The sequence below is a fragment of the Thermodesulfovibrio sp. genome (assembly GCF_049969575.1).
GTDB lineage: Bacteria > Nitrospirota > Thermodesulfovibrionia > Thermodesulfovibrionales > Thermodesulfovibrionaceae > Thermodesulfovibrio > Thermodesulfovibrio obliviosus.
The window spans coordinates 7,777-17,151 of sequence record NZ_JBMFOO010000033.1 but is presented as its reverse complement, the minus strand read 5'-3'; the positions used below and the strand labels follow the sequence as shown (position 1 = coordinate 17,151).

The following is a 9,375-nucleotide window of genomic DNA, read 5'->3' as shown; positions in this document are numbered from 1 at the left end:
TAATAAATGAACTTAAACAAAAAGGGGTTATCACAGATTATGCTATAGGAGGTGGTATAGCCACTCTGTTTTATATTGAACCTTAGATATAAAATAAAGCCCAGAAAATGAAAAAAGAAATATATCTATTAAGGGTAAAATAATAAGTAGAGAAGAGATTTTTAAGGCAAAGGAGTGGAAGATTTAAAATCTGCTTAACTAAAATGATTGCAGATTTAAGTATTCTTGGCGCATAATCTTGAACTCAAAAAACAAAGAATTTTTCTGCTATAATAAAACTTTATGGAGAAAGTAATTAGAAAAGCGAAAGCACTTAAAGGACAGATAACTCCACCTGCAGATAAATCCATATCTCACAGAGCAGTTATGTTTGCCTCTCTGGCAGAGGGAGCCTCAAGGATAAAAAACTTTTTATGGGCAAAAGACCCTCTCAGCAGTCTTAATGCAATGAGATTACTCGGAGTGGATATTCAGATAACAGAGACAAAAGAAATCATAGTTAATGCAACGGGTTTACACTCCCTGAAAGAGCCTGACAATGTCATTGATTGTGGAAATTCTGGAACAACGATAAGACTACTTAGCGGAATACTTGCAGGGCAGCCATTTCTAAGCATTCTCACAGGTGATGAATCATTAAGACAAAGACCAATGAGGCGAATTATCGAGCCATTAAATCTTATGGGAGCGCACATTTTAGGTAGAGATTCTAACAAATTCCCACCTCTTGTGATAAAAGGAGGTTGTCTAAAAGGAATAAACTATAATATGCCCATTGCTTCTGCCCAGGTAAAAAGTGCAATTTTGCTTGCAGCTCTTTTTGCAGAGGGTGAAACTTCTGTCACAGAACCACATAAAAGCAGAGATCACACTGAGAAGATGCTTAAAAGCATGGGGGTTAAGCTTGAAATAAACAATAACACAATAAAAATAACCCCACCAAAGTATCCTCTTAATCCCTTTGATATAACCATACCAAATGATTTCTCATCAGCAGCTTTTTTTATTGCAGGAGCCTGTCTTGTTGCAGACTCTGAAGTGGTGATTAAAAATGTTTGCCTGAATGAAACAAGAACAGGCTTTCTTGAAGTTTTAAAATTAATGGGAGCAAAAATTGAGATTTTTAACTTAAAACAACAGGCAGGTGAGCCTGTGGGAGATATCTTAGTGAAAACCGCCAGTGCTCTTAAAGCTGTTACTGTTCAGGGTGAGATTATTCCAAAACTTATTGATGAATTTCCAATTTTGTGTGTTGTTGCAACTCAGGCTGAAGGAACTACAGTTATAAGGGATGCCAAGGATTTAAGAGCAAAGGAATCAGACAGAATAAGAGCAATGACCATAGAACTCAGTAAAATGGGTGCTGATATAAAAGAATTGGATGATGGAGTAGAAATTACTGGTCCATGTAAACTCATGGGAGCTCAAGTTTACTCCTATAAAGACCACAGAATTGCAATGGCACTGAGCATAGCAGCACTTATTGCAGAGGGTGAAACCGTGATAAAAGATGCAGATTGTGTGGACATATCATTTCCTGAATTTTATCATCTGCTTGAAACGCTTCAGAGATGAAACGGGTTATAGCAATTGATGGACCTTCAGGTGCTGGTAAAAGCACTGTTTCAAGACAGGTAGCTAAAGCACTGGGCTTTCAATATCTTGATACTGGTGCTTTATACAGGGCTGTGGCATATTATTTTTTCAGGAATTTTCAGCACATTGATAATTTTTCACTGTTAACAGAGCATGAAATAGAAAAAGAACTTTTAAATATAAAAATTTACTATGAAAATGGCAGAGTTTTTTTATATGATGAAGATGTCTCAGAATTAATAAGAGACCCCAAAGTTGGTGCTGCTACATCAGAGCTTTCTGCTAAAAAAATAATTAGAGATTTTTTACTACCCCTACAAAGAAGTTTCGCAGAGAAAATGGATACTGTTGCTGAAGGCAGAGACATGACAACAGTTGTTTTTCCTGATGCATGGAGAAAATTTTATCTTGATGCGTCTGCAGAAGTAAGAGCTCGCAGAAGATTTGAGCAACTCATACAATCAGGCAAAAAAATAACCTTTAATGAAGCATTAAGAGATGTTATTGAGAGAGATAAAAGAGACTCATCCCGAAAAGATGCTCCTTTAAGAATCAGTGAAGATGCCTTTTACATTGATACATCAGAGCTTACAGCTCAAGAAGTTATTTCAATTATTTTAAAAAAAGTTGCAGAGTCTGGCTGATATCTTGTATTATCAAAAACAGTATGTTAAAAAATATTGTTCTTGTGGAAAATGCAGGATTTTGTTTTGGTGTAAAAAGAGCAATTGATATAGCCTTTGATATTGCTCAAAAACATAAACAGGGCGTTTTTACACTTGGTCCTATAATTCACAATCCTCAAGTTGTAGAAAAACTAAAGGAGTTAGGAGTTTATCCCATAGATAATATCAATGAAAAAAATATAAAAACATTAATAATCAGAGCTCATGGAATCCCTAAAGAAAAATTTGAAGAGCTTAAAAAACTTGGGATTGAAATCATTGATGCTACCTGCCCATTTGTAAAAAAAGCTCAGAGGCTTGCTGAAAAATTAGCCTCTGAAGGTTATCAGGTTCTCATTATCGGAGACAAAGAACATCCAGAGGTTAAAGGAATTTTTAGTTATGCGGGCGAAAAAGCTGCTGTAATAAGCTCTGATGAAATTCCTGTTTTAAATAAAAAAATTGGAATAATCCAGCAGACAACCCAGCCACTTTCAAAGGTAAAAGAGATAATGAACAATATAATTAATTCTCTCAATGAATTTGAAGAAATAAGAATTTTTAACACACTTTGTAATTTTACACATAAAAGACTTCAGGCAACAGAGAAAGTTGCCCGAGAAGTAGATGTAATGATTGTTGTAGGTGGAAAAAACAGTGCGAATACAACTCAACTTGCCAATCTTTGCAAAAAAATTGGTGTAATGACATATCATATAGAAGATGCTCAGGAAATTGACAAAGACTGGGTTAAATCTGCTAAAAAAATTGGTGTAACTGCAGGAGCATCTACTCCACAATGGATAATTGATGAAGTTATTGATAAAATTAAAAAGTTTACAAATTAAGGAGGAAGGAGCATGCAGAGTGAGATTAGCGAAAAACAAGAATTGGAAAGTCTCTACGAGGGATCACTTTCTCATATAGAAAGAGGAGAAATTGTAAAAGGAAAAATAATGGGAGTAAGAAATGATGGTGTAATAGTAGATGTAGGATATAAATTTGAAGGAATTATTCCACTTCAGGAATTTTCAGAAGAAGAATTGAAAAACATTAAAGCCACAGATGAAATAGAAGTTTTTATTGAAAAAATAGATGATGCTCAGGGAATAATATCTCTATCAAAAGAAAGAGCATTGAAAATAAAGGGTTGGGAGATTCTGATCGATGCCCATGAGAAAGGCATTCCTGTTGAGGTAACAATTACAGGTAAAACAAAAGGAGGAGTTTTAACAAGTTTTTACGGCATAAATGGATTTATTCCTGCTTCATTGCTTGAACTTAGAAAGCCCAAAAACCTTGATGAATACATAGGAAAAACTCTTAAGGTAAAAATAGAAAAAATTGAGCCTCCAAAAAATCTTTATGGACAATGGAGGAATATTAAAACTTCTTTAATATTTTCAAGAAAAGCTTACTTAGAGGAAGAAAGGGAAAATCTTAAAAAGGAAGTATCTGAAAAAATCAAAGAAGGCTTAAAAATAAAAGGCATTGTAAAAAACATAACAAATTATGGAGTTTTTGTTGATTTAGGAGGAATAGACGGCTTCTTGCATATTTCAGATATATCATGGGGAAAAGTTAAACATCCTTCTCAATTTTTTGAAATAGGTAAAGAATATGAGTTTATTGTATTGAAATTTGACTCTGACAGTGAAAGAGTAACACTTGGATATAAGCAGAAAAAGCCTGATCCATGGGAAAATATTGATAAAAAATACACGCCAGGCATGAAAGTTAGAGGAAAAGTAACAAGAATTGAAGATTTTGGCCTTTTTGTTGAACTTGAAGAGGGAGTTGAAGGATTGATTCACATAAGTGAACTTGACTGGACAACTCCAAAACATCCTACATATTATGCAGAAGTTGATGAATGGATAAATGCAAAAGTTCTTGATATTGACAAGGAAAAAAGAAAGCTCTCTCTGAGCCTTAAACAACTTAAGCCCAAACCATGGGAATTAGTTGCTAAAAAATACAAAGTGGGTGATAGGATTACAGGAAGAGTAAAAACAATAACAGATTTTGGAGTATTTGTCCGATTATCAGAGGGAGTTGACGGACTTATTCACATATCTGACATTTCTTGGACAAAACATGTGGAACATCCTTCAGAGTTCTTTAAAAAAGGGCAAAAAGTTGAAGCTGTAATTTTAAATTTAGAACCTGAAAAGGAAAAACTTTCATTAGGAGTAAAACAGCTTACTGAAGACCCATGGCTTAGAGAAATTCCAGAGAAATTTAAAGTGGGGGAAGTTTACAATGCTAAGGTGATTAAAAAAACAGAACACGGATTATTTGTTGATATTGAAGGAATTGTTGAGGGACTTGTGTATAATTCTGAAGTCGATAAAAATAAACCTGTTAAAGAAGGAGATGAAATAAAGGTTGTAGTTGTAAAAGTAGACAGAGATAAAAGAAAAATCGGATTAAGCATGAAAAAAGCGAATGAAGATGAAAAATAAAAAACTCAAAATTGTTTTAATTGTTATAGGAATTATAGTTTTGCTAAGTTTTTTCATTACTCTGATGGAAAGCAGCGTTGCCCGTGGTAAAATTGCATTGATTAATGTTAAAGGAGTTATTGTTGAATCAAAAACCGTTATTGATGAAATAAAACAATACAGAAAAGACCCTTCAATAAGAGCAATTGTTTTAAGGGTAGATAGCCCTGGAGGTGCTGTTGTTCCTTCACAGGAAATATATGAAGAAATAAAAAGAACAATTTCTGTGAAACCTGTTGTCGTTTCTATGGGTTCTGTGGCTGCTTCAGGAGGATATTATATCTCCTGCCCTGCTACAAAAATCATTGCAAATCCTGGAACTCTTACAGGTTCAATTGGTGTATTAATAGAAATACCAAATATAAAAGGCTTACTTGACAAAATTGGAGTTAAGGCAGAAGTGATAAAAAGTGGCAAATACAAAGATATTACATCTCCCTTTAAAACTCTTCAGAGCGATGAAAAAGAGATATTACAAAGACTGATAGATGATGTTCATGCACAATTTATCAAAGCTGTTAGTGAAGGGAGAAAAATTCCTTTAGAAAAAGTTAAAAAGATAGCAGATGGAAGAGTATTCACCGGGATAAAAGCAAAAGAACTCGGGCTTGTAGATGAGGTAGGCGATCTTGATTATGCTATTAAGGTAGCTGCACAGCTTGGAAAAATAAAAGGAGAGCCAGAGATAGTGACCAAAAAATCAACACTTTTTATTGAACTTTTAAAAAGTGATACTGAGTCATTAATAAAAAAGATTTTACCTTACATACAGGTGTATTATTTATATTCACCGGCATTGCAAAACTAATTAAAACTATTTAAACATACAGGGAGGACAGATATGAAAAAATCAGAACTAATTGAAAGGGTTTCTCAAAAAATTGAAATTTTAACAAAAAAACAGATTGAGACAATAATAGATATGATTTTTGACTGTATGAAAGAGGCGCTTTCCAAGGGTGAAAAAATTGAAATGAGAGGATTTGCCAATTTTAAAATAAAACAAAGACCTGAAAGAACTGCAAGAAATCCAAAAACAGGTGAGAAGATTAAAGTTCCACCGCAGAGAGCAATACATTTTAAAATGAGTAAAGCTCTCAAAGACGCTTTAAATAAGTGAGATGGTTTTATTTTATCATTTGGAGCGATTTTGTTAGGCAATGAAGTGCTACTTCAGGCTCAAAATCTAAGAATAGTTTATAAAAATTCTACAATCATAGATGATATCAATTTTTATGTTGACAAAGGTGAAATATTCTCTATTGTTGGAGAAAGTGGTAGTGGTAAAACTCTTACTGGGCTTTCAATAATAAATCTTTTGCCAGATTATTTCAGTATTGATGGCAAGTTAATATTTAAAGGTGAAAATATTCTTAATTTTTCTCTGTCTCAAATTCAAAAAATACGAGGAAAACATATTTCTTACATATTTCAGGATCCTATGGTTTCCTTAAATCCTGTTATAAAAGTAGGATATCAAGTTGCAGAGATGTTTATCTATCATTATAAATTGCCTAAAAAAGAAGCTATGGAAAAAACTAATAAAATTTTCAACGAACTTAAAATAGCCCATATAATCAATAACTATCCCCATCAGCTTTCAGGTGGAATGCGTCAGAGAGTTATGATAGCAATGGCAATAGCATGTGAACCAGAACTAATCATAGCTGATGAACCTACAACAGCCCTTGATGTAACTGTACAGGAAGAAATTCTTGATCTTCTCTATTATTTAGTTAAAGAAAAGGGAAGAGCTATGATTTTAATAACTCATGATATGAACATTCTTGGTGAATATGCAGACAGAGTAATGGTTATGTATGCAGGAAGAATTATGGAGATGGGACATGTGGAAGAAATTTTTAAACATCCATTGCATCCTTACACCAAAGCTCTTTTAGATTGCTTGCCGGCAGAAGGCAAAAAAATAGAAGGAATTCCGGGTCATGTTCCAAACATTAAAAACCTGCCTCATGGATGCGTATTTTATCCAAGATGTAAATACAAAAGCAAGGAGTGCTCACTTGAGCCTCCTTGTCTTCGTGAAGTAAGTCCTGGACATTTAATCAGATGTTTTTTACATTGATTCCTTAGATGTTATTTGTATTACCTCCTTTATGTGTTTGTCTATTATCTCGGGTAGGAAAGGTATATCAAGATTTAAAAATCCGCTTGTAATAAGGCTTGTTGCCTCATCCTTTGTCATTCCTCTTGACATAAGATACTCAACTTGTTCTTCTGATATAGGTCCAATTGATGCTTCATGAGAGAGGTCTGCTTTGTCTGCTCCATATGAAATAAGTTGAGGAATTGCATATATTGATGCATCTTTTGAGAATATTATACCTCTACAGTCAAGCCTCCCCATACAGTATTGACCTGTTTTTGCAATAAGGTCACCACGAGAGTAAATTACACTTTTATGATCAGCAATTGTTCTTGCCAAAGACTCTCCCTTTGTGTCTTTTCCCTCAAAAATTATTTTAGAACCCAGGTCAATGTAGGAATCTTTAAGTCCGTAAATTACTGTATTAAATCTTGCTGAGGCTCTGTCTCCTTTTAGATAAACTGTAGGAAATGATTGAATGGATTTAACAGGTTTAAGCAAAGCATAATTATTTACATATACTCCATCCTCTTCAACCAGAACTGCTGTTCTTGGTCTTACATAAAAGTTTTCAGCCCAGTTATGTATCATTGTAAAAAAAAGCTTTCCACCTTTTTTAACATAAAACTCTGAAATTCCAAGATGTATTCCCGTAGCATCAGACCTTGAAAGAGTGCAACCTGTAATTACATGAAGCTCAGCTCCTTCTTCAACGATGATTATATTGTGAACATTCTGACTTATATAGCCCTCTGCAATCATCAGACAGGTTTGAAGTGGATATTCAAGCTTCTGCCCTGGCAGTATTCTTATAAAATATCCATGCGTTGGATTTAGAGCAACCTGGGCAGTGTATTTATCAGTATCAGGCTGAACAATTCTCCAGAAATATTCCTCAAGCCATTCATAAGTTTCAACTGCTTCATTTGTGCTCATCAGTTCAATCTTGCCTTCATAAAGTTTGCTCAGCCTTTTATATACTACTGAGTGGTCTATCTGCAGATAAGAGCCTGAACGTTCTTTTTCCTCAACATCCACACCTGCCATTAAAGCAGCTTCTTTTGCAAGCTCTGGAAGAAGCTCAAGAGACTCTATTTTTCCTCTTTCAATATGTTTTTGAAATTTTGTTAAATCTATATCCTCTCCATAAATTGCTGTTTTGTTTAAGGCTTTTTCGGCTCTTTTTCGGATTTTCTCCAAGTATTTCTTGCTTACTGGCATGTGGCGCACCTCCTGTAGCCATTTTTCTTTATTTCAGAGAGAATGTCTCTCGGGTTACCCCTGCACATGAGTTTCCCATTAAAAAGTATATACCCTCTGTCAGCATTAATGTAATCAAGAATATATCCAGTGTGAGTTATTACAATTGCGCTTCTTTTTACATCTTTAACTCTCTGGTCTCTTCCAAGAAGATGATTAGTCATCTCGCCAATTAATACAATGTTTTCAAGATCAACTCCACTTTCTGGTTCATCAATAAAAACAAGTTCTGGCTTCTGCATCAGTAATTGCAATAACTCTGCTCTTTTTACCTCACCACCTGAGAAACCATCATTTACGTCTCTGTCCAAATGATTTGTAAGATTAAGTTTTTCAGCATATTTTAGAATTTCATCTTCTGTGTTTTTGCCATTGCTCACAATTTTAAGAAGTTTTCTCAGACTTACACCTCTTACAACAGGAGGCCTTTGAAAGGATATTCCCATTCCAAGCTTTGCTCTTTCAGAAATATCCATGTGTGTAATGTCCACACCTTTAAAGATTATTTTACCTTTCTCAATTTTATATTTTGGAAATCCCATTAATGTCATTATAAATGTTGTCTTGCCAGCACCATTTGGTCCGAAAAGAACTGCTATTTCTCCATACTCAAGGGAAAAATTAATATCCTCAAGAACCTTTCTGCCTTCAACAGAAACATGGAGATTTTTTACTTTTAACATCTCTCCCATAAATGCCCTCCTTTGTTTTAAATATTGTATCACAGTTCACATTCCTCGTGATTTTTAGTATTGCATCTTGGATCTGATTTACTGAAATTATTATAGTGAATAATACTGTGAGCAACACAACCTCCTCTGCATTTTTCTTTTATGTTACATGATGTATTATTGCATGAATTGTTAAAGGGAGTTTTAAAAATTTTAAGTTTGTGAGACATGACAATCTCCTGAAGAGAATTTTGAAAAACATTACCAATGCAGAACTCATCAAATCCTGATAAAAGATAACAGGGATAAACTGCTCCATTTGGCATAACGGTTATTTTTTCCGTTCCTGCTGGACAACGATATTTCTTATTTCCACCTGTAAATCCCTTGCAGTAAACAGGCTTTATACCCGAATACTGATTTCTTAATTCTTTAATTAATTTCATAAATTCATAAAAAGGCATTGATAGCTCTAAATCTTTTTCTGTTACAGCATCCATGTAGAGTAAATAATAATCAATCCCATTGCTTTTTGCAAATTTTACGATTTCTCTGTGAGGAGTCTGTTTTCT

General features: G+C 34.1%; 10 protein-coding genes. 7 read left to right on the top strand and 3 right to left on the bottom strand.

Annotated elements, in window-relative coordinates; translation table 11 throughout:
* Nucleotides 1-282: 282 nt before the first annotated feature.
* Genes aroA through ACP5O9_RS07730 form a run of 7 tightly spaced genes read left to right on the top strand, consistent with a single transcriptional unit; the run spans nt 283 to nt 6,851 of the window.
* Nucleotides 283-1,575 (top strand): 3-phosphoshikimate 1-carboxyvinyltransferase, encoded by a 1,293-nt coding sequence (gene aroA / locus ACP5O9_RS07760; RefSeq protein WP_353686039.1) that lies wholly within the window; start codon nt 283-285, stop codon nt 1,573-1,575.
* The gene (cmk, locus tag ACP5O9_RS07755) at nt 1,572-2,240 is read left to right on the top strand and encodes a (d)CMP kinase (RefSeq protein WP_353686038.1); all 669 of its coding nucleotides are present in this window, start codon (nt 1,572-1,574) and stop codon (nt 2,238-2,240) included. The genes aroA and cmk overlap by 4 nt, the downstream gene beginning before the upstream one ends.
* Nucleotides 2,241-2,263: 23 nt before the next feature.
* Complete coding sequence (ispH, locus tag ACP5O9_RS07750) at nt 2,264-3,109, top strand: 4-hydroxy-3-methylbut-2-enyl diphosphate reductase (protein WP_353686037.1); 846 nt, start codon at nt 2,264-2,266, stop codon at nt 3,107-3,109.
* A gap of 12 nt (nt 3,110-3,121) precedes the next feature.
* Nucleotides 3,122-4,726 (top strand): 30S ribosomal protein S1, encoded by a 1,605-nt coding sequence (locus tag ACP5O9_RS07745; protein WP_353686036.1) that lies wholly within the window; start codon nt 3,122-3,124, stop codon nt 4,724-4,726.
* Nucleotides 4,716-5,573 (top strand): S49 family peptidase, encoded by an 858-nt coding sequence (gene sppA / locus ACP5O9_RS07740; RefSeq protein WP_428723776.1) that lies wholly within the window; start codon nt 4,716-4,718, stop codon nt 5,571-5,573. Before ACP5O9_RS07745 ends, sppA begins: the two co-directional genes overlap by 11 nt.
* Before the next feature lie 33 nt (nt 5,574-5,606).
* Nucleotides 5,607-5,885: an HU family DNA-binding protein gene (locus ACP5O9_RS07735; protein ID WP_353686034.1), complete on the top strand. Its 279-nt coding sequence runs from the start codon at nt 5,607-5,609 to the stop codon at nt 5,883-5,885.
* A gap of 30 nt (nt 5,886-5,915) precedes the next feature.
* Nucleotides 5,916-6,851, top strand: a complete 936-nt coding sequence (locus tag ACP5O9_RS07730) for an ABC transporter ATP-binding protein (RefSeq protein ID WP_428723775.1) — start codon at nt 5,916-5,918, stop codon at nt 6,849-6,851.
* Here ACP5O9_RS07730 and ACP5O9_RS07725 read toward each other — a convergent pair.
* The 3 genes from ACP5O9_RS07725 to ACP5O9_RS07715 form a co-directional block, all read right to left on the bottom strand.
* The gene (locus tag ACP5O9_RS07725; RefSeq protein WP_428723774.1) at nt 6,843-8,093 is read right to left on the bottom strand and encodes a SufB/SufD family protein; all 1,251 of its coding nucleotides are present in this window, start codon (nt 8,091-8,093) and stop codon (nt 6,843-6,845) included. The two genes, ACP5O9_RS07730 and ACP5O9_RS07725, sit on opposite strands and share 9 nt — an antisense overlap.
* Nucleotides 8,084-8,815: an ABC transporter ATP-binding protein gene (locus ACP5O9_RS07720; RefSeq protein WP_428723778.1), complete on the bottom strand. Its 732-nt coding sequence runs from the start codon at nt 8,813-8,815 to the stop codon at nt 8,084-8,086. Before ACP5O9_RS07720 ends, ACP5O9_RS07725 begins: the two co-directional genes overlap by 10 nt.
* Nucleotides 8,816-8,853: 38 nt before the next feature.
* Nucleotides 8,854-9,375: SPASM domain-containing protein (locus tag ACP5O9_RS07715; RefSeq protein WP_428723773.1), on the bottom strand; the 522-nt coding region annotated here is incomplete at its 5' end.